The sequence below is a fragment of the Pseudomonas sp. PDM15 genome, assembly GCF_014851565.1.
Classification (GTDB): domain Bacteria; phylum Pseudomonadota; class Gammaproteobacteria; order Pseudomonadales; family Pseudomonadaceae; genus Aquipseudomonas.
The window spans coordinates 431,583-451,969 of sequence record NZ_JACVAA010000002.1 but is presented as its reverse complement, the minus strand read 5'-3'; the positions used below and the strand labels follow the sequence as shown (position 1 = coordinate 451,969).

24 protein-coding genes are annotated in these 20,387 nt (G+C 65.2%); 12 read left to right on the top strand and 12 right to left on the bottom strand.

All coding sequences use genetic code 11. The annotated features are described in order from the left end of the window. Nucleotides 1-46: 46 nt before the first annotated feature. The 3 genes from minE to minC form a co-directional block, all read right to left on the bottom strand. A complete protein-coding gene (minE, locus tag IB232_RS06130) occupies nt 47-301 on the bottom strand; it encodes a cell division topological specificity factor MinE (RefSeq protein WP_137971440.1) in 255 nt (84 codons plus the stop codon). Beyond that, nucleotides 301-1,113 carry a septum site-determining protein MinD gene (gene minD, locus IB232_RS06125; RefSeq protein WP_192397648.1) on the bottom strand — a complete coding sequence of 271 codons (813 nt, stop codon included), beginning with the start codon at nt 1,111-1,113 and terminating at the stop codon, nt 301-303. The genes minE and minD overlap by 1 nt, the downstream gene beginning before the upstream one ends. Before the next feature lie 100 nt (nt 1,114-1,213). Beyond that, the gene (gene minC / locus IB232_RS06120; protein ID WP_192397647.1) at nt 1,214-1,945 is read right to left on the bottom strand and encodes a septum site-determining protein MinC; all 732 of its coding nucleotides are present in this window, start codon (nt 1,943-1,945) and stop codon (nt 1,214-1,216) included. A gap of 110 nt (nt 1,946-2,055) precedes the next feature. Between minC and IB232_RS06115 the strand changes: the two genes are divergently transcribed. Together IB232_RS06115 and IB232_RS06110 are read left to right on the top strand one after the other, a co-directional pair. Further along, on the top strand, nt 2,056-2,991 hold the full coding sequence (locus IB232_RS06115) for a lipid A biosynthesis lauroyl acyltransferase (RefSeq protein ID WP_192397646.1): 936 nt from the start codon (nt 2,056-2,058) through the stop codon (nt 2,989-2,991). 38 nt (nt 2,992-3,029) lie between these two features. After that, nucleotides 3,030-4,232, top strand: coding sequence for a patatin-like phospholipase family protein (locus IB232_RS06110; protein ID WP_192397645.1), 1,203 nt, complete (start codon nt 3,030-3,032; stop codon nt 4,230-4,232). Here IB232_RS06110 and IB232_RS06105 read toward each other — a convergent pair. From IB232_RS06105 to IB232_RS06090, 4 genes are all read right to left on the bottom strand, one after another. Further along, a complete protein-coding gene (locus tag IB232_RS06105) occupies nt 4,229-5,077 on the bottom strand; it encodes a pirin family protein (RefSeq protein WP_192397644.1) in 849 nt (282 codons plus the stop codon). The genes IB232_RS06110 and IB232_RS06105 overlap by 4 nt on opposite strands. Before the next feature lie 92 nt (nt 5,078-5,169). Then, a complete protein-coding gene (locus IB232_RS06100) occupies nt 5,170-5,940 on the bottom strand; it encodes a VacJ family lipoprotein (protein ID WP_192397643.1) in 771 nt (256 codons plus the stop codon). Further along, nucleotides 5,933-7,231 carry a serine/threonine protein kinase gene (locus tag IB232_RS06095; RefSeq protein WP_192397642.1) on the bottom strand — a complete coding sequence of 433 codons (1,299 nt, stop codon included), beginning with the start codon at nt 7,229-7,231 and terminating at the stop codon, nt 5,933-5,935. The genes IB232_RS06100 and IB232_RS06095 overlap by 8 nt, the downstream gene beginning before the upstream one ends. 79 nt (nt 7,232-7,310) lie before the next feature. Continuing rightward, a complete protein-coding gene (locus IB232_RS06090) occupies nt 7,311-7,874 on the bottom strand; it encodes a hypothetical protein (protein ID WP_192397641.1) in 564 nt (187 codons plus the stop codon). A gap of 84 nt (nt 7,875-7,958) precedes the next feature. Between IB232_RS06090 and IB232_RS06085 the strand changes: the two genes are divergently transcribed. Then, a complete protein-coding gene (locus IB232_RS06085) occupies nt 7,959-8,327 on the top strand; it encodes a hypothetical protein (protein WP_192397640.1) in 369 nt (122 codons plus the stop codon). A gap of 7 nt (nt 8,328-8,334) precedes the next feature. Here IB232_RS06085 and IB232_RS06080 read toward each other — a convergent pair whose 3' ends face one another. The 4 genes from IB232_RS06080 to IB232_RS06065 form a co-directional block, all read right to left on the bottom strand. Next, nucleotides 8,335-8,739, bottom strand: a complete 405-nt coding sequence (locus IB232_RS06080; protein ID WP_192397639.1) for a carboxypeptidase-like regulatory domain-containing protein — start codon at nt 8,737-8,739, stop codon at nt 8,335-8,337. 14 nt (nt 8,740-8,753) lie between these two features. Next, entirely contained in the window at nt 8,754-10,307 is a 1,554-nt protein-coding gene (locus tag IB232_RS06075; protein ID WP_192397638.1) for a beta (1-6) glucans synthase, read from the bottom strand. An 82-nt stretch (nt 10,308-10,389) separates the two neighbouring features. Next, complete coding sequence (locus IB232_RS06070; protein ID WP_192397637.1) at nt 10,390-10,614, bottom strand: DUF2061 domain-containing protein; 225 nt, start codon at nt 10,612-10,614, stop codon at nt 10,390-10,392. Nucleotides 10,615-10,715: 101 nt separating this feature from the next. Beyond that, a complete protein-coding gene (locus tag IB232_RS06065) occupies nt 10,716-12,941 on the bottom strand; it encodes a putative bifunctional diguanylate cyclase/phosphodiesterase (RefSeq protein WP_192397636.1) in 2,226 nt (741 codons plus the stop codon). A gap of 213 nt (nt 12,942-13,154) precedes the next feature. On the opposite strand from IB232_RS06065, the gene IB232_RS06060 reads away from it, so the two are divergent. From IB232_RS06060 to IB232_RS06035, 6 genes are all read left to right on the top strand, one after another. Continuing rightward, nucleotides 13,155-13,466 (top strand): DUF485 domain-containing protein, encoded by a 312-nt coding sequence (locus IB232_RS06060; protein ID WP_192397635.1) that lies wholly within the window; start codon nt 13,155-13,157, stop codon nt 13,464-13,466. Further along, a complete protein-coding gene (locus IB232_RS06055; RefSeq protein ID WP_192397634.1) occupies nt 13,463-15,121 on the top strand; it encodes a cation acetate symporter in 1,659 nt (552 codons plus the stop codon). Before IB232_RS06060 ends, IB232_RS06055 begins: the two co-directional genes overlap by 4 nt. Nucleotides 15,122-15,222: 101 nt before the next feature. Then, the gene (locus IB232_RS06050) at nt 15,223-15,930 is read left to right on the top strand and encodes a DUF4349 domain-containing protein (protein ID WP_192397633.1); all 708 of its coding nucleotides are present in this window, start codon (nt 15,223-15,225) and stop codon (nt 15,928-15,930) included. A gap of 7 nt (nt 15,931-15,937) precedes the next feature. Then, nucleotides 15,938-16,213 (top strand): hypothetical protein, encoded by a 276-nt coding sequence (locus IB232_RS06045; protein WP_192397632.1) that lies wholly within the window; start codon nt 15,938-15,940, stop codon nt 16,211-16,213. Beyond that, complete coding sequence (locus IB232_RS06040; RefSeq protein ID WP_192397631.1) at nt 16,210-16,656, top strand: hypothetical protein; 447 nt, start codon at nt 16,210-16,212, stop codon at nt 16,654-16,656. Before IB232_RS06045 ends, IB232_RS06040 begins: the two co-directional genes overlap by 4 nt. Nucleotides 16,657-16,726: 70 nt before the next feature. Further along, entirely contained in the window at nt 16,727-17,257 is a 531-nt protein-coding gene (locus IB232_RS06035; RefSeq protein WP_192397630.1) for an RBBP9/YdeN family alpha/beta hydrolase, read from the top strand. Between the two features lie 43 nt (nt 17,258-17,300). Here the strand turns inward: IB232_RS06035 and bfr are convergent, their stop codons facing one another. Then, nucleotides 17,301-17,771, bottom strand: coding sequence for a bacterioferritin (bfr, locus tag IB232_RS06030; RefSeq protein ID WP_192397629.1), 471 nt, complete (start codon nt 17,769-17,771; stop codon nt 17,301-17,303). 254 nt (nt 17,772-18,025) lie between these two features. Here bfr and IB232_RS06025 point away from each other — a divergent pair, with 254 nt between their 5' ends. The 3 genes from IB232_RS06025 (at nt 18,026) to IB232_RS06015 (ending at nt 20,387) form a co-directional block, all read left to right on the top strand. Continuing rightward, the gene (locus IB232_RS06025) at nt 18,026-18,391 is read left to right on the top strand and encodes a DUF2784 domain-containing protein (protein WP_192397628.1); all 366 of its coding nucleotides are present in this window, start codon (nt 18,026-18,028) and stop codon (nt 18,389-18,391) included. 146 nt (nt 18,392-18,537) lie between these two features. After that, nucleotides 18,538-19,341: a CBS domain-containing protein gene (locus IB232_RS06020; protein WP_192397627.1), complete on the top strand. Its 804-nt coding sequence runs from the start codon at nt 18,538-18,540 to the stop codon at nt 19,339-19,341. Between the two features lie 236 nt (nt 19,342-19,577). Then, nucleotides 19,578-20,387: an SDR family oxidoreductase gene (locus IB232_RS06015; RefSeq protein ID WP_192397626.1), complete on the top strand. Its 810-nt coding sequence runs from the start codon at nt 19,578-19,580 to the stop codon at nt 20,385-20,387.

Here is a 20,387-nt window from a genome sequence, read left to right as displayed (position 1 = left end):
CAAATGACAACGGCGGCCAGGGCCGCCGTCGTTCACCACGGACGGATCAGCGATCCGGCAGGGTGATGTTGAGTTCCAGAATCGAGCAGCTGCCCTGGTTTTCCAGCGCCACGTGCACCTGATCCTGCTCGATCTTGACGTACTTGCGGATCACCTCGACCAGTTCCTTCTGCAGGGCCGGCAGGTAGTCCGGCTGGCTGCGCTGGCCGCGCTCGTGGGCGACGATGATCGACAGACGCTCTTTCGCGATCGACGCAGGGGTTTCTTTCTTGCGTTCACGAAAGAAGTCGAAAATGTTCATTAGCGCGCTCCAAACAGGCGTTGCATGAGTCCTTTCTTCTGCACATCGAGGAAGCGATGGGGCACATCCTTGCCCAGCAGACGGTCGACGGCATCGCCGTAGGCCTGACCGGCGTCGCTCTGGTCATCGAGGATGACCGGTACGCCCTGGTTGGAGGCCTTCAGCACTGCCTGGGATTCCGGGATCACGCCCAGCAGGTTGATGGCGAGGATTTCCTCGACGTCTTCTACGCCGAGCATTTCGCCCTTGGTAACGCGCTCGGGGTTGTAGCGGGTCAGCAGCAGGCGCTCCTTGATCGGCTCCAGGCCCTGTTCGGCGCGACGGGACTTGCTGGCCAGCAGGCCGAGCATGCGGTCGGAGTCGCGTACCGAGGAGACTTCCGGATTGGTCACGACGATGGCTTCGTCGGCAAAGTACATGGCCAGGTGGGCGCCAGTCTCGATGCCGGCCGGGGAGTCGCAGATGACGTATTCGAAGTTCTGGGACAGCTCGTCGATGACCTTGCCGACGCCTTCCTTGGTCAGGGCGTCCTTGTCGCGGGTCTGGCTGGCGGCCAGCACGTACAGGTTCTCCAGGCGTTTGTCCTTGATCAGGGCCTGGGTCAGTGTCGCTTCGCCGTTGATGACGTTGACGAAGTCGTACACCACGCGGCGCTCGCAACCCATGATCAGGTCCAGGTTACGCAGGCCCACGTCGAAGTCGACGATGACGGTCTTGTGGCCGCGCAGGGCGAGGCCGGTGCCGATGGCGGCACTGGTGGTGGTTTTGCCCACGCCGCCCTTGCCGGAAGTCACTACGAGGATCTTGGCCAAGGTGATTCACCCCAAATATATGAAAAATCGGGAAATCCGGCGCCGGTAAACTGGCTTCCGAATGCCCCTTTTGGTCCCTGAAATTGGGCCGCAGTATCCGTTAAAGGCGGGTGATGTTCAACACGTCACCCGACAGGCTGACCTGTACCGATTGTCCCCACAAAGGGTCGCGGCGCAGGTCCTCGGCGGTCTTGTACTGGCCGGCGACCGAGAGCATCTCGGCGCCCATCTGCTGGCAGAAGATCCGCGCCTTGGCATCGCCCTTGACGCCGGCCAGGGCGCGTCCGCGCAGCGGACCGTACACATGGATATTGCCGTCGGCGAGAAGTTCCGCGCCGGCACTGACCGGCGCCATCACGACCAGGTCGCCGCCCTGGGCGTAGATCTGCTGGCCGCCGCGCACCGGCGTGGTGATGATCCTGGTCGGCTTGTACTGCGGCTCGGCCGGCTTCACTTCCTTTTTGCGCGCTTCCACCGGCTCGACCAGTTTCTCGCGAGCGCCGGAGGGCGGCAGCACGGGAATGTCTAGGGCCTCGGCGGCTTTGATGTCGTCCTCGCGGCTGGCGCGGATGGCCAGGGTACGCAGACCGTGCTGACGGCAGACCTGCATCAGCTTGCTTAGGTCAAGCTCGCCTTCGCCATCCGGCAGCTTGTCCAGGGCCAGCACCAGGGGGATGTTCTGGAAGAAGTTGGGGGCCTGGGCCACTTTGTCGGCCAGCTGCCGGTCCAGGCGCTCCAGATCGTTGTGCGCCAGTTCCAGCACGGTGATGGCGAGCATGCTGCCCTTGAGCTGGAACACGGGGTCTTGGTCGAGGAGATCGGCTTGGCTCATGGTTCGCCCACTGCATTGAATGGGCACGACTTATAACGAGAAGGCCGCAGCGCCGCAAGCCGAGAGGAGTTCTGTAGAATGCCGGGCTTTGTCGCTCGCTCGGAATCACCATGGATCGCCCGCAATTTCGCGCCTATTTCCTCCATCCGCGCTTCTGGCCACTGTGGTTGGGCCTGGGGCTGCTGTGGCTGATCGCCCAGCTGCCGTACCGGGTGCTGCTGGTACTGGGCCGGGCGCTGGGTGCCGTGATGTACCGGGTGGCCGGCTCGCGTCGGCATATCGCCGCGCGCAATCTGGAGCTGTGCTTCCCTCAATTGAGTGCTGATGAGCGCGAGCGCCTGCTGAAGGAGAACTTCGCCTCCACCGGCATCGCCTTCTTCGAGACGGCCATGGGCTGGTGGTGGGCCAAGCCGCGCCTGGCCAGCCTGGGACGCATCGAGGGACTGGAGCACCTGCAGGAGATCCAGAGGCAGGGGCAGGGGGTGATCCTCATGGCGCTGCACTTCACCACCCTGGAACTCGGCGCGGCGCTGCTGGGGCGGGTGCAGACCATCGACGGCATGTACCGCGAGCACAAGAACCCGCTGTTCGACTACATCCAGCGCCGCGGCCGCGAGCGCCACAACCTGGACGCCACCGCCATCGAGCGCGAGGACATCCGTGCCATGCTCAAGGTGCTGCGCGCCGGCCGTGCCATCTGGTATGCGCCGGACCAGGACTACGGCCCCAAGCAGAGCATCTTCGTGCCGCTATTCGGCATCCAGGCCGCCACCGTCACCGCCACCACTAAGTTCGCCCGCCTGGGCAAGGCGCTGGTGGTGCCCTTCACCCAGGAGCGCCTGGCCGACGGCGCCGGCTACCGCCTGGTGATCCACCCGCCGTTGGAGAATTTCCCCGGCGAGAGTGAGGAGGCCGACTGCCTGCGCATCAACCAGTGGATCGAGCAGGCGGTCAGCCAGCACCCCGAGCAGTACCTGTGGGCCCACCGGCGCTTCAAGACGCGTCCGCCAGGCGAGCCCAAGCTGTATCGCAAGCGCGGCAAGTAGCGGGCCCCTATACTCGCTAAAAAAAGCGGAAACGCCCCATGACCCAAGCAGTAGAAGCAGCGCGGCCCGTCACCGGGCTGATCCTCTCCGGCGGCGGAGCCCGAGCGGCCTATCAGGTGGGCGTGCTGGGTGCCATCGCCGACCTGCTCGGCGAATCCTGCCGCAATCCCTTCCCCGTGATCGTCGGTACCTCCGCCGGCGCCATCAACGCTGTCGGCCTGGCCTGCGGCGCCCTGCATTTCGCCAGCGCGGTGCGCCGGCTGACCGAGGTCTGGCAGGCCTTCCACTGTGGCGACGTGTATCGCAGCGACTGGTCCGGCGTGTTGCGCCAGGCCAGTCGCTTCTTCGGTCACAGCCTGCTGGGCATGGGCAAGGACCTGCCGGTGGCGCTGCTCGACAGCTCGCCGCTGGGTGGCCTGCTCGGCCGCGAGCTGGACTTCTCCGGCATCGCCGCGGCGGTGCGCATGCGCCAGCTGCGCGCGGTAGCGGTGACGGCCTTCGGTTACGAGAGCGGGCAGGCAGTGACCTTCTACCAGGGCCGCGCGACCATCGACCCCTGGTTCCGCCATCGCCGTGTTGGCGTACCCACGCGTCTGAGCCTGGAACACCTGCTGGCCAGCGCAGCGATCCCGCTGATCTTCCCGCCGGTGAAGGTCAACCGCGAATACTTCGGCGATGGCGCGGTACGCCAGTCGGCGCCGATCAGCCCGGCGCTGCACCTGGGCGCCAACCGGGTGCTGGTGGTGGGGGTGAGCGGCAACCCGCTGGGCAAGGGCGCCAACCAGCAGGTGGTGCGTCCGCGCAGCGGCCTGCCGCCGACCCTGGCGCAAATCAGCGGGCATATGCTCAACAGCACCTTCATCGACAGCCTGGAAGGCGATATCGAGACCTTGGAACGGCTCAACCACATGAGCGGCCTGGTGCCGTCCGGCTTGCACCCGCGCGGCCTTGGCCTGAAGCCGGTGGAAGTGCTGGTGATTTCGCCGAGCCAGCCGCTGGACCAGATCGCCGCCCGCCACCGCCACGAGCTGCCCAAGGCCATGCGCTTCTTCCTGCGCGGCCCGGGCGCCACCCGTGCCAGCGGTGCCGGCGTGCTCAGCTACCTGCTGTTCGAGCCGGGCTACTGCAACGAGCTGATCGAGCTGGGCTACCAGGACGCCATGGCGCAGAAGGGTGCCTTATGCCGCTTCCTCGGCGTAGCCGAAGAGGCGGCGGAGGCTGCAGCGGCGTCTGTGAGCTAAGCAGTCAGGCGATCATCGCGGAAGTCGCGCAAGGCCTGCTCGATCTCCTCGCGACTGTTCATCACGAAGGGCCCGTACTGCACGATCGGCTCGTTGAGCGGCGTGCCGGCGATCAGCAGCACTCTCGCACCACCGACGCTGCCCATCTCGATGGCGCCGGCGTCGGACAGGCGCGCCAGGCGGCTCTGGCCGATGGTGTGGCCATTGACCGCCAGCTCGCCCTCATAGACGTAGAGCATCACCCTCTGGCCATCGGCCAGACGCGGCGAGAGGCGGCTGCCCGCCGGCAGGTGCAGGTCGAACAGTTGCGGCGCGGTATGCGGACGCTGCACGGCGCCATCCTGTTGCACCTGGCCATCGTCGAAACGGCCGGCGATCACCGTCACGCCCACGCCGCCCTCGGTGGTCAGGCGCGGGATTTCCTGCGGGGAATAGTCGCGGTAGCCGGCGTCGCCCAGCTTGTCCTTGGCTGGCAGGTTGAGCCAGAGCTGGAAACCGCGCATCACGCCTTGTTCCTGCTCCGGCATCTCGCTGTGGATGATGCCGCGGGCGGCGGTCATCCATTGCACGCCGCCGCTTTCCAGCAGACCGACGTTGCCTAGGTGATCCTCGTGGCGCATGCGCCCTTCGAGCATGTAGGTGATGGTCTCGAAGCCGCGGTGCGGGTGCGGCGGGAAGCCGGCGATGTAGTCGTCCGGGTTCTCCGAGCCGAATTCGTCGAGCATCAGGAAGGGATCGAAGCGCTCGATGCCGGCACCGCCGAACACGCGGGTCAGGCGTACGCCGGCGCCGTCCGAGGCGGGCTGGCCGATGTGCTGGGTGATCACTTGGCGAAACTGGGTCATGGGGCACCTCCATCTATGGAATGCGCCCATGCTATCGCCATGAATTGAATGGATGGTTGCGAAATTTGCCGCTTATATATCTATGGAATGGATCATTCTGCAATCTGCAGCTTGCGCGCCTCCCGGTACACGTAGCGCACCTTCTCGTACTCGAAGGGGCTGTTCAGCTGGCCGTAGCGGAAGTTGGTGGTGTTGCGCAGGTCCACCACGCGCAGGGCGGTGATTTCCGGATGATCGCTGCTGACCTCGGCCACGTTGAGGTAGTTGATCTGGCTCTCGGCGACGAAGTCGAACACCTTGCCGCCGGTGTCGCGCAGGTTGGACGGGCCGAGCAGCGGCAGCATGACGTAGGGGCCGTCCGGCACGCCGTAGAAGCCCAGGGTCTGGCCGAAGTCCTCGCTCTGCTTGGGCAGGCCGATACGGGTGGCCGGGTCCCACAGGCCGACGACGCCGACCGTGGTGTTGACCAGCAGGCGCCCGGTGGTCTGCAGCGAGCGTTTGCCCTTGAACTGCAGCAGGCTGTTGAGCAGGTTGGGCACATCGCCCAGGTTGCCGAAGAAGTTGCTCACGCCGCTGCGCACGAAGCCCGGGGTGACATAGCGATAGCCGCGCACCACCGGCAGGAACACCCACTCGTCGAAGCGGTAGTTGAAGTGGTAGACCCGGCGGTTCCATGGCTCCCAGGGGTCGTAGACATGCAGCGCGCTGGTGGTGGAGCGCTCGAACTCGCGCTGGTCCAGGTAGGGGTTGAACTGCAGCTGGTCGAGGGGATTGGTGAAGCCGTCTTCATCCACCGCGGTATCGGCTTGGGCCAGGCCGCTGGCGAGCAGCAGGGCGAGCGAGAGAGTCCATTTTCTAGCCACGGAAGAACTCCAGCATGGCGTCGCTGTTGACGCGGTAGTTGAGGTTGCCGCAATGCCCGCCGCGCGGGTACAGGGTCAGGCGCTCGCCGAAGGTGCGGCGCAGGAAACCGATGTCGCCGGGGCCGAGAATCAGGTCATCGGCGTTGTGCATCACCGCCACCTTGGAGCTCTTCTTCAGGTAGCTCTCCAGGGCGTACAGGCTGACCTCGTCGACCAGCTGCGGCAGGCTGCCGCCGTCGTACTTCTCGCGCCAGTAGGGCATCAGTTGCTCGACGATGTAGCAGTCGAAATCGCACTGCAGGGCGCGCTTGAAGAACGGGGTGAGGCTGGTGCCTTCCTTGATCGGATAGTGCGGCGGGGTGATCAGGCCGCGGCGGTTGATCAGGTCGGCGGTGAAGGCCATGTCCGACACCGAGAAGCGGAACGAGCTGCCGATCAGCATGGCCAGCTGCTCGTTGCTCAGCTTCTGCCCCGACTGCTGGAAGTCGTAGAGCAGCGCGTCGTTCAGGTCGATGTGGCCCTGCTCCTCGAAGTAGCGGGTCAGCTTGCTCAGTACCAGTTCGAAGTAGGTGGTGCTGTTGTCGATGCCGGCGACCTTGGTCTGCACCAGGCGGTCCAAGTTGGTCACCGAGGTGTACAAGTTGACCGGCGGGTTGAGCAGCAGCACGCGCTTGAAGTTGAAGCTGCGCAGGCGCTCGTCCAGCTCGCTGACGAAGGCCGCGTTGAGCGCGCCGAGGCTGTAGCCGGTGAGGTGGTATTCGCTGACGTCCAGCTTCGGGTGCTGGGCGCGCACGGCCATCATCACCCGGTACAGGTCCTCGGCGTCCTGGCGCGACAGGCCGGGAGTGGCGGTGCGCGAGGCGGCGCTCATGAAGTCGTAGCTGGTCGGCGAGGACAGCTGCACCACATGGTAACCGGCGCTGTAGAACAGGCGCTTGAGCTCCTCGGTCTTGCCGCTGGCGTAGCTGGCGCCGGTGCCGGAGATGATGAAGATCAGCGGCGCGCGGCCGTCCTGCTCGGCCAGGCGGTAGCGCAGCTTCTTCACCGGCCAGAAGTTATCCGGCAGCTCGAACTCCCGCTCGGGGCGCAGCTTGAGGTCGTAGTCGGCCTGGTCGATGTCATCGTCGCTGGGCAGCTCCGGGCGCAATTCCGGCGGCGTGCTGGCGATGGTCGCCTCGAAGGGGTTGTCCAGCGGGTAGCCGTAGCCGGCGAGAGGAACATCGGCTGCCAGCGCGGGCGCACCGAACAACAGACCGCCGAACAGGGCGGCAAGGAGGGGAAGGCGAGGCATGGCCGAATTCCTTGGCGAAGGACTGCTGCAGTGAATACCGGGCTTATGACAAGTGCAAGCACCGGGAGTGCCGTTTCGTTTAATCGAGTGAACTGAGGCTCTCTACCCAGATCAGCTCGCAGGCGCCTTCGCCGATATCGTCGCGGCTCAGCGAGCTGAGCCAGTGGAAGCCATCATCGCCATCCACCCTTACCAGCTGCCCGGCCAGGCTGATGCGCTGGCCCGGCTCGACCCGTTCCAGCGCATGGGCCACGGTTGCGTCTGCCGGGATCAGGTGCATGTTGGCGCTGTGGGTCTCGATGTCGCGCCGCGGGATGGGGAAGTCGTCGGTGCGCCAGCGGTACCAGCGGTTGCCCTGGCTGATGTCGATGCGCGCCAGCACCTGCGGGTCGGCCATCGGCCCCCAGCCCAGGGCCAGGTCGGTGGGCGATACCCGCGCGCCGCGGTCGAAGCGATAGTTCTCGCGGCCCAGCACCAAGGCCTCCAGCTGGAACGGCTGCAGTGGTGTGATGGTGTGGCCGTTGACGCGGATCACGCCGTCCGGCGTGGCCACTGGCGGCTCGGGAGACGGGCGCAGCCACTGCCAGCCGAGCGCCAGGGCAGTCAGCAGGAGCAGGGTGAATAGCAGGCGGCGGGCGTTCATGAGGGCAATTCTAGTGTTTCGGTCTTGCGCTCGGGCGCGAGCGGATTAAGCTGGGCGCCTTTTTCGGACCACCGGAGCGCCAAGATGTCCCGCCATTTTCCCCTTCTGCTGTTGCTGCTGGTGTTGCCACTGTGGCTGGCGGCCAGCTACGGCGTGCGCTTCGCCCTGATGGAGGATGGCCAGTGGGTGGGCACCTGCGTGGAGCAGGCAGCGCGCTGGGAATGCCAGGCCCGGGCCGGGCTCGGCTACCTGATCCACTTCCGGGTGATCGCCTGGACGTCACTGGTGCTGGCCGTGCTGGGCTTCATCGCGCCGGGCAAGGTCGGTCGCGTGCTGGCGGGCCTGGCCCTGTTCGTCGGCATTCCGGCGCTGGTCCTGTACAGCGCCAGCCTGGCGGTGTTCGCCCTGGTGCTGGCCGGATTGCGCCTGGTACGGGCGCCGCGCGCTGCCTGATTCCCCTCTAGCGTCGGGGCGCCGGGCAGGGCTCGGCAACACCAGGCCGCAGCTGCACCACCTGCCGCGGCGCGTGATAGGGCGCGAGCACGGTGCCGCTTCCCGGCGCCGTCACACACCACTCCCAGTAGTAATCCAGGCGGCCGTGCAGGAACAGCACTTCGCTCTGCCACGCATGTCGGCTGGCAAAGCGAGCGATGCCGTCGGCATCGGTCAGACGGGTTTCGCGCGATTGCTCGATAGGCGTCGGGTGGGCGCGGCCGATCAGCGTGACGCTGGCGCCAACCAGAGGTAGGCCCTGCTCGTCCAGCACCCGCAGCTCGGCCTCGGGCTGGGTGGTGCGGTAGGCGGGGTAGGGTACGCAGGCGCCCAGGCCCAAGGCCATAAGCGTTACGAGCAGCAGTCTGGGCATCCTTGCCCCGTCCTTCAGCCGCGCGACAGGCGCAGGCTGCGCCACAGGGCGCCAACCAGCAGCGTGCTGGTCAGCGCCCAGCCGATGGCCTGCAGGTTGTGCAGACCTTCCTGATACAGCTGCGGGGCGATGCCGGCGCCGACGATGATGGTCAGCAGGGCGATCTCGCGGCGCGGCGCACGTACCGGGCGGCACAGATAGGCCAGTGCCGGCAGCAGCAGGGCCAGGCTGGGGAAGCTGCGGTAGCGCGAATCGAATACCAGGCCGAGCATCAGCACCGCACCGGCGAACCCGGCCGCGGCCAGCCACCAGCCGCCGCGAGCCTCAAGCCAGGCAAAGGCGCGTTCGCGCCAGCCGCCGCGTGCCGACAGGGCCAGCACAGCATGGGCCAGCACCAGCAGGTTGAGGCCGAGCAGGGCGGCGGCCCACAGCCACTCGCTCCAGTAGCGGCTGGTGATCAGCGCCAGTTCGCTCCAGCCCAAGGCGCAGGCGGCACCGAAGGCGGCGGTAAGCGGCAGCAGCAGGGCGGCGCGGGTGGATGTCGGGCGACCAGCAAGAATCAGCGCGGCGAGCAGCAGCAGGCCACTGGCGCCCAGCCACAGCGGCCAGTGCGGCAGGTTGGATACCGGGCCGGCGAGAATGCCCTTGTCCTGGCGGTCTGCGTCGAACAAGCCCCAGTAGCCACCGACGGCGCCTTCGCTGTCGCGTTTCCAGGGCTGGTCGAAGGCCTCGATCAGGTTGTAGTGCCAGTTGTTTTCCTCGGCCAGCTTGACGAAGCCACGGATGAACAGCGCCTCGTTGACCCGGCTCGGCAGCGCCGTCTCGCGCTGGCGGCCCTCGCTGGGCCAGCCGGTCTCGCCGATCAGGATGTCCTTGGGCGCGTAGGCGTTGCCGAAGGTGCGGCGCACACTGGCGACCTGGGTCAGCGCGGCGTCGATGCCGGTGGGATCGTCTTCCCAGTAGGGCAGCAGGTGGATGGTGATGAAGTCCACCGCCGGCGCTACTTCCGGGTACTGCAGCCAGAACTCCCAGACGTCGGCGTAGGTCACCGGTTGCTCGACCTCGGCCTTGACCCGCTCGATCAGCTTGACCAGTTGGCCGCCGGTGACTTCCTTGCGCAGCAGGGCCTCGTTGCCGACGATCACGGCCTGGATCACGTCTGGGTTGGCCTTGGCGTTGGCGATCAGTGCCTTGATTTCCAGCTCGGTGTCCACCGGGTTGCTGCTCACCCAAGCGCCGGCCAGCAGTTTCAGGCCATGCTTGCGGGCCAGTTCGGGCAGCGCCTCCAGGCCGATCTGCGAGTAGGTACGCACGCACTCGAAGCGCGTGGCCAGTTGTGCGAAGTCGATTTCCACCTGTTCGCGGCGGATCTGCAGCGGCTGGTCGAAGGGCGACTGGTCTTTGCCGAACGGTGTGTAGGAGGCGCACTGCAGCTTGTGCGTCGGGGTAGCGGCATCGGCCAGCTGCACGGGGCGGCCGACTCCGTACCAGGCGGCGCCGAGAGCCGCGAGGGCGAGCAGAAGGGCGAACAGGTAGGGCAGGAGAGTGGCGCGTGGGCTGGAGGTCATGTCGGCTGCTGCTGCGAGGTGGCAAAGCCGCGCATCTTAGCGGAAGCCGGACGCCCGCGGACAGTTCGGGCGCAATGTGGTGTCAGGCGTGATGATGCAACCAGGCGTGCTTGGGAATCGCATCGCGCGATTGGCCCGGCTTCTCGAAGCGCTGCCAGAACTTCTCGTGGAAGTAGAAGCCCACCGAGTTGCACAGCGGCTCGACCACCGCCACCAGCCCGCCCACCGTGACGCTGCCGGTCAGTGCGTAGGCCACGCTGAAGGCGATGCAGAAGTGCATGAGGGTGAAGGTCACTGTCTTGAGCATGGCGCACCTCGATGAATGAGAATTGTTCTTTGTTGAGGTGAACCTTAGCGGTGGCTGCCGACGCAGGGAAATCGGCCTTGCCCATGGTCTTGATAGTCAAGCTATATCGATTTAAGCAGATCGATTTTCTCCGCGCGCTCCTCGACCGGCAGCACCTCGGTGCCGGCCCGGCCGGTTTCGAAGTCGGTCAGAAACTGCGCCAGGCTTTCCAGGGGCCGCGGCTTGCTGAGCAGATAGCCTTGGATATAGTCGCAACCCAGCTGGCGCAGGAAGGTCAGCTGCTCGGCGTTCTCCACGCCTTCGGCGACTACCTGAAGGTTGAGGGTGTGGGCCATGCCGACGATGGCCTGGACGATCTGCCGGTCGGCATTGGCGCTGGGCAGTTCGAGCATGAACGAGCGGTCGACCTTCAGGGTGTCCAGGGGCAGGCGCTTGAGGTAGGCGAGCGACGAGTAGCCGGTGCCGAAATCGTCAATGGAGATGCCGACGCCCAGGTCGCGGATGCGCTGCAGTAGGGTGAGGGCCTGGTTGACGTTGCTCATCAGGGCGTTCTCGGTCACCTCCAGCTCCAGGCGCTGGGCGCGCAGGCCGGAGGCTTTCAGGGCGCGCGCCACTTCGTCCGGCAGGTCGTCGTGGCTGAGGTTGAGCGCCGAGCAGTTCACCGCCACGCGCAGGTCGTGGTGCGCATGTTTCTGGCTGAGCTGGCGCAGGTCCTGGCAGGCGCGGCGCAGTACCCAGGCATCCAGTTCGCCGATGAAGCCGTTGGCCTCGGCGATGCCGATGAAGCGGTCGGGGCTGAGCAGGCCCAGGCGCGGATGTTCCCAACGCACCAGGGCCTCCAGTTTGCCGACGCGCCCGCTGCCGAGGTCGAGGATCGGTTGATAGTGCAGCAGCAGGCCGCGGTCCTTCTTCAGCGCCTGGCGCAACTCTTCTTCCAACTCCAGCTCCATGCTCGCCTTGTTGCGCAGGTGCTCGCTGAAGAAGTGCACGGCGTTGCGGCCGCTGCCCTTGGATTGGTAGAGGGCCAGGTCGGCGTGCTTGAGCAGTTCCTCGCAGGTCTCGCCGTCGCGCGGGTAAATGGCGATACCGACGCTGGTGGTCATCACCATATGCCGGCGGGCCAGGGTGATCGGCTTCTTCATCCGCGCCATGATCCGCCGCGCCAGGGCGCGGGCCTCCTCGATATTGCTGAGGCTGACCAGGATGCAGAATTCGTCGCCGCCGAAGCGCGCCATCACGTCCTGGTCGCGCACGGTGTGGCGGATGCGCTCGGCCACTTCCTTGAGCAACTGGTCGCCGGCGTCGTGGCCGAGGCTGTCATTGATCCGCTTGAAGTGGTCGATATCCAGGAACATCAGCGCCAGGGCCTTGCCCTGAGCGGCATGGCTGCTCAGTTTCTCGGCGAACACTTCGTTGAACGAGCGGCGGTTGAGCAGGTTGGTCAGTGGGTCGTAATGGGCGGCCTGTTGCAGCGAGGCCCGGGCCTGGTTGAGCTGGCTGAGCAGCGAGTTGACCCGCAGCAGGTCGTGTTCCTTGCGCTGCAGCTTGCGGTCGGCCCAGGCCGCGCCGAGTCCGCCACCGATGGCGAGGAGGGCGATCAGGGCGATGCTCAGGCCTAGCTGCAGGGCATTGGCCGGGCTCTGCAACTGCAGCGGCGTGCCCAGTGGTACGACCATCTCCAGGGCCCACATGCCGGTGAAGTGCATGGAGACGATGGCGCCACCCATCACCAGGCTGGCGATGATGCGCAGCAGCTGATGGAGGAAGCCCTCGCGGCCGCGGAAGAACAGCGACAGCTGCAGAGCCGCCAGGCTGGCGACCACGGCAATCACCAGGGACAGGGCGAACAGTCCCGGACGGTAGTACAGCTGCGCCTCCGAGCGCATGGCGGCCATGCCGCTGTAGTGCATCAGACCGATACCGAAGCCGATGCACAGCGCCGCCTGCAGGCGCTGGCGCAGGCTGGGCTGGTCCTTGGCCAGGCCGGGCATGGCCAGCAGGGCGGCGAGGATCACGATGAGCAGGGAGAACACCGTGGTCGGCAGGTCGTAGCGCACTGTAACCGGCGCCTGGAAGGCGAGCATGGCAATGAAGTGCATACCCCCCACGCCGCCGCCCAGGCTTAGGGCGCCCACCGCGCACCAGTTGCGCCGCGCCTCGGCGCGTTCGGCATGGCCGGCCCGTTCGGCGAAGCTGAGCGTGGCGTAGCCGGCGACGCAGGCGAGCAGATAGGCCAGCACCACCAGCGATGGGGTGTGGCTGCAGTCGAGCAGAATCTGTGCCCCTTCGGGCTTGCTGGTAAGAAAACGCAGACCTAGCCAATCCATAGCAGGCGACCTCACGGACAGGGTGCAAGGAGGAAACTACAGGCTTGGGAAGCCGTGAGTATAGACGTTCGTACCAAATGCCAAGCGTGTCGCGGCGGTGCTAAGACTTTGGTCGCAAACGGTCGGAGGTTACGACTAAGGTCGTCTGTCTCGCCTCGCCAGTCGCTCGCAGAGTGGCCTCACCAGTAACTCGTGCTGTGGAGGACAACAACAATGAACGACAGCGTCTACAAGCGGATCGAGCAGAGTCCGCGCTTCCAGGAGCTGGTCGCCACCCGCGACCGCTTCGCCTGGACTCTCTCCGCCATCATGCTCGGCCTCTATGTGGCCTTCATCCTGCTGATCGCCTTCGATCCGCAATTACTCGGCACCCGCATCAGTGACGACTCGCCGATGACCCTGGGCATTCCGCTGGGTGTCGGCCTGATCCTCTCGGCCTTCGTGCTGACCGGCATCTACGTCAAGCGCGCCAACGGCGAATTCGACCGCATGACCCAGGAAATCCTGGACGAGGTGCAGAAATGATCGCGCGTCTCCTCACCGCCATCGGCCTGATGGTCGCCGCCCCGGCCTTGTGGGCCGCCGGCGCCCTCGAAGGCGAGGTGCAGCGTCAGCCGCTGAACATGGCGGCCATCGTCATGTTCGTCGCCTTCGTCGGCTTCACCCTCTACATCACCTACTGGGCCTCCAAGCGCAGCAAGTCGGCGGCCGACTTCTACACCGCCGGTGGCGGCATCACCGGCTTCCAGAACGGCCTGGCGATTGCCGGTGACTACATGTCGGCGGCGTCCTTCCTGGGTATTTCCGCCCTGGTATTCGCCTCCGGCTACGACGGCCTGATCTACTCGATCGGCTTTCTGGTCGGCTGGCCGATCATCCTGTTCCTGATCGCCGAGCGCCTGCGCAACCTGGGCAAGTACACCTTTGCCGACGTTGCCTCGTTCCGTCTCAAGCAGAAGGAAATCCGCACCCTGTCCGCCTGCGGTTCGCTGGTGGTGGTGGCCTTCTACCTGATCGCGCAGATGGTCGGCGCCGGCAAGCTGATCGAGCTGCTGTTCGGCCTCGACTACCACGTGGCGGTCGTGTTGGTCGGCATCCTGATGGTCTGCTACGTGCTGTTCGGCGGCATGCTGGCCACCACCTGGGTACAGATCATCAAGGCGGTGCTGCTGCTGTCCGGCGCCTCGTTCATGGCGCTGATGGTGATGAAGCACGTCGGCTTCGACTTCGGCACCCTGTTCAGTGAGGCAGTCAAGGCTCACCCGAAAGGCGAGGCGATCATGAGCCCCGGCGGCCTGGTGAAGGACCCGATCTCGGCGATCTCCCTGGGCCTGGCGCTGATGTTCGGTACCGCCGGCCTGCCGCACATCCTGATGCGCTTCTTCACCGTCTCGGACGCCAAGGAAGCCCGCAAATCGGTATTTTATGCCACCGGCTTCATCGGCTACTTCTACATCCTGACCTTCATCATCGGCTTCGGCGCGATCCTGCTGGTCGGCACCAACCCGGACTTCAAGGACGCCTCCGGCCTGCTGATCGGCGGCAACAACATGGCGGCGGTGCACCTGGCCAATGCCGTGGGTGGCAGCCTGTTCCTCGGCTTCATCTCGGCCGTGGCCTTCGCCACCATCCTCGCCGTGGTTGCCGGCCTGACCCTGTCCGGCGCCTCGGCGGTGTCCCACGACCTGTATGCCAGCGTGATCAAGAAGGGCAAGGCCAACGAGAAGGATGAGCTGCGCGTGTCGAAGATCACCACCGTGATCCTCGGTGTGCTGGCCATCGGCCTGGGCATCGCCTTCGAGAAGCAGAACATCGCCTTCATGGTCGGCCTGGCCTTCTCCATCGCGGCGAGCTGCAACTTCCCGGTGCTGATCCTCTCCATGTACTGGAAGAAGCTGACCACCCGTGGCGCCATGATCGGCGGCTGGCTGGGCCTGATCACCGCGGTGGGCCTGATGATCCTCGGCCCGACCATCTGGGTGCAGATCCTCGGCAATGCCGCGCCGATCTACCCCTATGAGTATCCGGCGCTGTTCTCCATCGCCGTGGCCTTCATCGGTATCTGGTTCTTCTCCATCACCGACAAGTCCAGCGCTGCAGACGAGGAGCGTGCACGCTTCTACCCGCAGTTCGTGCGCTCGCAGACCGGCCTCGGCGCCAGCGGTGCCTCGGCTCACTGAGCAATATCTCCGTGTGACTGGGCAGCCTTCGGGCTGCCCTTTTTTATGGGCGACTGTATGATCGCCGCCCATTCGCATGGATGAACCGAGGACTCTCAAGGATGAACACGTTTTTCTGCCGTTGGGGCGCCATTGCCCTGACTGTCTGCCTGAGCCTGCTGATGGGCTGCTCCTCAAAGGGCGGCGATGTCGGCGGCGCAGGTGCCGAGCCGGTGAATGCCGGTTATGCGCCCACACAGGGCAAGACCAGCGGCCGCCTGCTGGTATGGACCGCCGACTTTTCCGTGGAAGTGGTCGACCTCGCCAAGTCCGCCGAGCAGCTGAGCGCGCGCATGATCGCCCTCGGCGGCTATGTGGAGGAGAAGAGTGACTACGGCAGCCAGAGCCAGAGCTTCGTCTACCGCGTGCCCAAGGACGCCTTCAATGAGGCGCTGGGTGACGTCGAGCGCAGCGGCACCGTGCAGCGCCGCCACGTCAAGGGCGAGGACGTCACCGAACAGTACGTCGACGTGGAAACCCGCCTGAAGAACAACCTGGCCCTGCGCGACCGCTTCCGCGACCTGCTGGCCAAGGCCAAGGACGTCAAGGACATCCTGCTGATCGAGGCGGAGCTCAATCGCATCCAGTCGGAGATCGACTCGATGGAGGCGCGCATGCGCGTCCTCAAGGACCAGATCCAGATGTCCACCATCCGGGTCTCGCTGGAGCAGCAGGTACCGCCGAAACCGGCCACTATCTACGGGCCGTTGGGCTACCTGTACAAGGGCGCGGAGTGGTTCGTGGTCAAGCTGTTCGTCATTCGCGAGTGATCGGCTGATGGAGACGCTGCGCGCGCTCCTGGCGACGCTGGTGTTTCTCGCCGGCATTGCCTGCCTGGTGCATGGCCTGTCGGGCGGGCCGCTGTGGCCCTGTCTGCTCGGCATGGCGCTGTGCTTCCTGCTGGCCTATTGGCTGTGGCCGCGCAATCGGCAGGCGGACAGCCCCTGGTTCGATGTGCTGGAGCTGCTGGTCGAATTGCCGGTGAACCTGCTGCTGTGGCTGCTGCGCCAGCTCGGCCGGCTGTTCCGTGACGTGGACGGGGTGGATCTATGAAGCGGCGTACGGCGGTGCTGCTCGGATTGGTTGCGCTACTGACGGTAGGGGCGGGCGGCTATGCCTGGCTGAAGGCGCCTTATGCCCATTCGGCGGCGGCTGGCGTGGCCCGCGAGTTCCTCACGCTGCTGCAGGAGGGACATCTGCAGCAGGCCTACGAGTTGACGCTCAAGAGGCAGAGCTTCGTGGGGCGCGACCTGGCGGAGTTCCAGCCCTTTGCTGCTCGCCAGCTATGTTCGGCGGAGCATCTGCCTCTGGTAGGGCAGCCGCATCCGCCCCAGTCCAATGGCAATCGCCTGCGCCGCGGGCTGGCGGGCCACGAGGTGGAAATGCCCAGCGTCAAACTGCGTTTCGAGAAGAGCCCCTGCCTGATGACGGTTGAGCTGCGCCGCGATGGGGAAGGGCGCTGGCGGGTGTTCTACTTCCAGTCTCGCGCCGGCTGAGCCCGCGCTTGAGCCTGCGCCGTGCTTGCTGCATGGTGTGCGCAGGTTTTTCGACAAGGCAGTCAACGCGATGGATACGACCTTTCTGATCATCCCCGGCTATGGCGACTCCGGTCCCGAGCACTGGCAGAGCCTGTGGCAACGCCAGGATCCGCGTTTTCGTCGGGTCGAGCAGCGCGACTGGTGGAATCCGGTCTGCGCGGAATGGGTCGAGATCCTGGAGCAAGCCGTGGCGGCCAGCGGGCCGCAGACCGTGCTGGTCGCGCACAGCCTCGGTTGTGGCCTGGTCGCCCATTGGGCCGCGCAGACCCGCCAGCGCATCCGCGCCGCCATGCTGGTCGCCCCGCCCGACCCGGAAGGGCCAGCCAAGGAGCTGAACATCCAGGGCTTCGTGCCGGTGCCCGACCTGCCACTGGCCTTCCCGAGCCTGGTGGTGGCCAGCAGCGACGATCCCTACAGCAGCCTGGAACACGCCCATGGCGCCGCCACTCGATGGGGAAGTCGCTGGCACAACGTCGGTGCCTGCGGCCATATCAATGGCGACAGTGGCTTGGGTGAGTGGGCAGAGGGAAAGGTGCTATTACAGTCGCTTCTCGGCTAGTAAAAAGCCCCGCACTGGCGGGGCTTATTTCATCACGGATGGATCATTCGTCCATCTGCGACTGCAGGTAGTTCTCCAGGCCGACCTTGTCGATCAGGCCCAGCTGGGTTTCCAGCCAGTCGATGTGCTCTTCCTCGGATTCGAGGATGTCTTCCAGTAGCTCGCGAGTACCGTAGTCGCCGACGCTCTCGCAGTAGGCGATGGCGGCCTTCAGGTCCGGTACTGCGGATTGTTCCAGCCGGAGGTCGCAGGTCAGCATTTCCTTGGTTTTCTCGCCGATCATCAGCTTGCCGAGGTCCTGCAGGTTGGGCAGGCCTTCGAGGAAGAGGATGCGCTTGATCAGCTTGTCCGCATGCTTCATCTCGTCGATGGATTCTTTGTATTCGTGCTCGCCGAGTTTCTTCAGGCCCCAGTCTTCGTACATGCGCGCGTGCAGGAAGTACTGGTTGATCGCCACCAACTCATTGCCGAGGATTTTGTTCAGATGCTGAATGACCTTCTTGTCGCCTTTCATGATTCGCCTCGCCCTGAGTGGTGTTAATGAATACGGCTGGATAGTGCAGAAGTCTGCGCCGTAAGTTGTTTTTGGTCAAATATAAGTCGTTGAATTATATATAAAAATTAATATAAATAAGAATGTTTAGCTTCCGCGTTTTGGCGCTAACTCATTGATATATGGCGATAAACGTTGGGTGGCTGTTTAATGGCGCCGAGTTTGCCGTGAAATAATTCAAGAGATGAGCGCCGCGCGCTGCCGGAGAGAATGCAATGCTGTTGCGATTGGCCGCGGATGCGGTCGTGGTGGTGCACCTGTTGTTCATCCTCTTCGTGCTCGGCGGCGGCCTGCTGGTGCTGCGCTGGCCGCGTCTAGCGCTGTTGCATCTGCCGGCGGCGGCGTGGGGCGTGGCGGTGGAGCTGCTGCACCTGTATTGCCCGCTGACGCCGCTGGAGAACCGGCTGCGCCAGGCGGCGGGGCAGGCCGGCTATGACGGCGGCTTCGTCGAACACTATCTGATCCCGCTGATCTACCCGGCCGGGCTGACGCCGCAGATCCAGCTGTGGCTCGGCGCGGTGGTGGCGGCGATCAACGTGCCGGTCTACCTGTGGCTGCTTCGGCGCCTGCCGCGGCGCTGAGCGGAGCGGTTATCGCGAACTGCTCTAACACAAGGGTTCCGCGGGCCTAGCTTTAGAACTGCGGTACCCGTTTTGCACTTGCCGTGGCGCGCCGGAGGGGCGTGTCGGGTGCGGGTTGATCCCCGGATCGGCAAGGAGCGCGTGCCATGCAAGCCTCAACCATCCTCTTTCTACTGATCGCCGGCGCGGTGCTAGTGGCCTGTTCGCTATTGCTGCGGGTGTTCTCCGCCGGCAAGTACGAGATCAAGACCATCGACCTGGTGTTCCTGGTCATCCCGCTGCTGGTGGTGGCGCTGGCCACCGGCAAGCTCAAGGGCATCGACATGTTCGGGGTCAAGGCCGACCTCAGCGAGCTGCTGGCCGATGCCGCCCAAGGCAAGATCAAGGAGCAGGTGGCGCCGGCCAAGCAGCTGACCGTGCAGGATGCCGTGCAGGTGATGCAGATGGCCGGCAAGGGCGGCATCAACGAGCTGCGGGTGCTGATCGAAAAGCGCATCGAGGCCCTGGAGCTGCGCCTGGGCCATGGCGGCTACTACGGCGAGGCACTGAAGACCTATCTGGAGTCGCTGTCCGGCAGTTCCTACCTGCGTGTGGTGGTGGTCAACCGGCCGGACGGCAAGCTGTTCGGCATGTTCAATGCGGCCAATCTGATTGGCTACCTGCGGGTGGCTGGCGACTCCGGCTACCAGCAGTTCGAGCGCCTGCTCAACAGCAGCGACGCGGCCAGTTGGGACGAGCTGAGCAAACTGCCGGGCTTCGTTGGCGTGCAGTCGGCGGTGGCCAGCAGCACTTCGCGGCGTGAGGCGCTGGAGCGTATGGAGCAGCTGCGCACCGACAGCCTGCCGGTGGTCAATGCCGAGGGCTTCTTCATGGGCACGGTGGAGCGCAGCAAGCTCACCGCCAGCCTGATTCTGGCGGTGACTCAGCGCCTCGACGGGGCAGGGCAATGAGAACCTGTCCACGATCTCCTGGCTGTCGGCCATACGGCGTTAAAAGCGGTCTCGGAATGCTCATTTACCACTCGTAAACTGCGCTTCCTCGACCGTTTTTGCCTTGTCTGGCTCTACATGGACAGGTTCTGGCGGCACTTGTGGCCCGTCATTCAGCCGCCTGATTCAGTGCCGCCGCGCGGGATGCCTTGGCTACACTCGGCCCAACTTCACCACAGAACAAAAGGCAAAGCAGTATGCAGAACCGCATGATGATCACCGGCGCTGGCTCCGGTCTGGGACGCGAGATCGCCCTGCGTTGGGCCCGTGAAGGCTGGCGCCTGGCGCTGTGCGACGTCAACGAACCCGGCCTGGCGGAAACCCTCAAGCTGGTGCGCGAGGCTGGTGGCGATGGCTTCACCCTGCGCTGCGACGTGCGCGACTACAGCCAGCTGACTGCCGTGGCCCAGGCCTGCGAGGAGCGCTTCGGCGGTCTGGACGTGCTGGTCAACAATGCCGGTGTGGCGGCCGGTGGCTTCTTCGCCGACCTCAGCCTGGAAGACTGGGACTGGCAGCTGTCGATCAACCTGATGGGCGTGATCAAGGGCTGCAAGGCCTTCCTGCCGCTGCTGCGCGCCAGCAAGGGCAAGATCATCAACATCGCCTCCATGGCGGCGCTGATGCAAGGCCCGGCGATGAGCAACTACAACGTGGCCAAGGCCGGCGTGGTGGCGCTCTCGGAGAGCCTGCTGATCGAACTCAAGCCCGAGGAAGTGGCGGTGCACGTGGTCTGCCCGTCGTTCTTCCAGACCAACCTGCTGGACTCGTTCCGTGGCCCGACCCCGGAGATGAAGCAGCAGGTCGGCAAGCTGCTGGAAGGCAGCCCGATCAGCGCCGCGGACATCGCCGCCTATGTCTACGACGAAGTGGCCAAGGGCGAGTTCATGATTCTGCCCCACGAGCAGGGCCGTATGGCCTGGGCCATCAAGCGCCAGCAGCCGCAGGTCATCTACGACGAGATGACCAAGATGTGCGAGAAGATGCGCGCCAAGATCGGCGGCGCCTGA

Coding starts and splice junctions, on each gene's coding strand:
- minE (WP_137971440.1), bottom strand. CDS start 301: ATGAACATTTTCGACTTCTTTCGTGAACGCAAGAAAGAAACCCCTGCG.
- minC (WP_192397647.1), bottom strand. CDS start 1,945: ATGAGCCAAGCCGATCTCCTCGACCAAGACCCCGTGTTCCAGCTCAAG.
- IB232_RS06115 (WP_192397646.1), top strand. CDS start 2,056: ATGGATCGCCCGCAATTTCGCGCCTATTTCCTCCATCCGCGCTTCTGG.
- IB232_RS06110 (WP_192397645.1), top strand. CDS start 3,030: ATGACCCAAGCAGTAGAAGCAGCGCGGCCCGTCACCGGGCTGATCCTC.
- IB232_RS06105 (WP_192397644.1), bottom strand. CDS start 5,077: ATGACCCAGTTTCGCCAAGTGATCACCCAGCACATCGGCCAGCCCGCC.
- IB232_RS06095 (WP_192397642.1), bottom strand. CDS start 7,231: ATGCCTCGCCTTCCCCTCCTTGCCGCCCTGTTCGGCGGTCTGTTGTTC.
- IB232_RS06090 (WP_192397641.1), bottom strand. CDS start 7,874: ATGAACGCCCGCCGCCTGCTATTCACCCTGCTCCTGCTGACTGCCCTG.
- IB232_RS06085 (WP_192397640.1), top strand. CDS start 7,959: ATGTCCCGCCATTTTCCCCTTCTGCTGTTGCTGCTGGTGTTGCCACTG.
- IB232_RS06080 (WP_192397639.1), bottom strand. CDS start 8,739: ATGCCCAGACTGCTGCTCGTAACGCTTATGGCCTTGGGCCTGGGCGCC.
- IB232_RS06075 (WP_192397638.1), bottom strand. CDS start 10,307: ATGACCTCCAGCCCACGCGCCACTCTCCTGCCCTACCTGTTCGCCCTT.
- IB232_RS06070 (WP_192397637.1), bottom strand. CDS start 10,614: ATGCTCAAGACAGTGACCTTCACCCTCATGCACTTCTGCATCGCCTTC.
- IB232_RS06065 (WP_192397636.1), bottom strand. CDS start 12,941: ATGGATTGGCTAGGTCTGCGTTTTCTTACCAGCAAGCCCGAAGGGGCA.
- IB232_RS06060 (WP_192397635.1), top strand. CDS start 13,155: ATGAACGACAGCGTCTACAAGCGGATCGAGCAGAGTCCGCGCTTCCAG.
- IB232_RS06055 (WP_192397634.1), top strand. CDS start 13,463: ATGATCGCGCGTCTCCTCACCGCCATCGGCCTGATGGTCGCCGCCCCG.
- IB232_RS06050 (WP_192397633.1), top strand. CDS start 15,223: ATGAACACGTTTTTCTGCCGTTGGGGCGCCATTGCCCTGACTGTCTGC.
- IB232_RS06045 (WP_192397632.1), top strand. CDS start 15,938: ATGGAGACGCTGCGCGCGCTCCTGGCGACGCTGGTGTTTCTCGCCGGC.
- IB232_RS06040 (WP_192397631.1), top strand. CDS start 16,210: ATGAAGCGGCGTACGGCGGTGCTGCTCGGATTGGTTGCGCTACTGACG.
- IB232_RS06035 (WP_192397630.1), top strand. CDS start 16,727: ATGGATACGACCTTTCTGATCATCCCCGGCTATGGCGACTCCGGTCCC.
- bfr (WP_192397629.1), bottom strand. CDS start 17,771: ATGAAAGGCGACAAGAAGGTCATTCAGCATCTGAACAAAATCCTCGGC.
- IB232_RS06025 (WP_192397628.1), top strand. CDS start 18,026: ATGCTGTTGCGATTGGCCGCGGATGCGGTCGTGGTGGTGCACCTGTTG.
- IB232_RS06020 (WP_192397627.1), top strand. CDS start 18,538: ATGCAAGCCTCAACCATCCTCTTTCTACTGATCGCCGGCGCGGTGCTA.
- IB232_RS06015 (WP_192397626.1), top strand. CDS start 19,578: ATGCAGAACCGCATGATGATCACCGGCGCTGGCTCCGGTCTGGGACGC.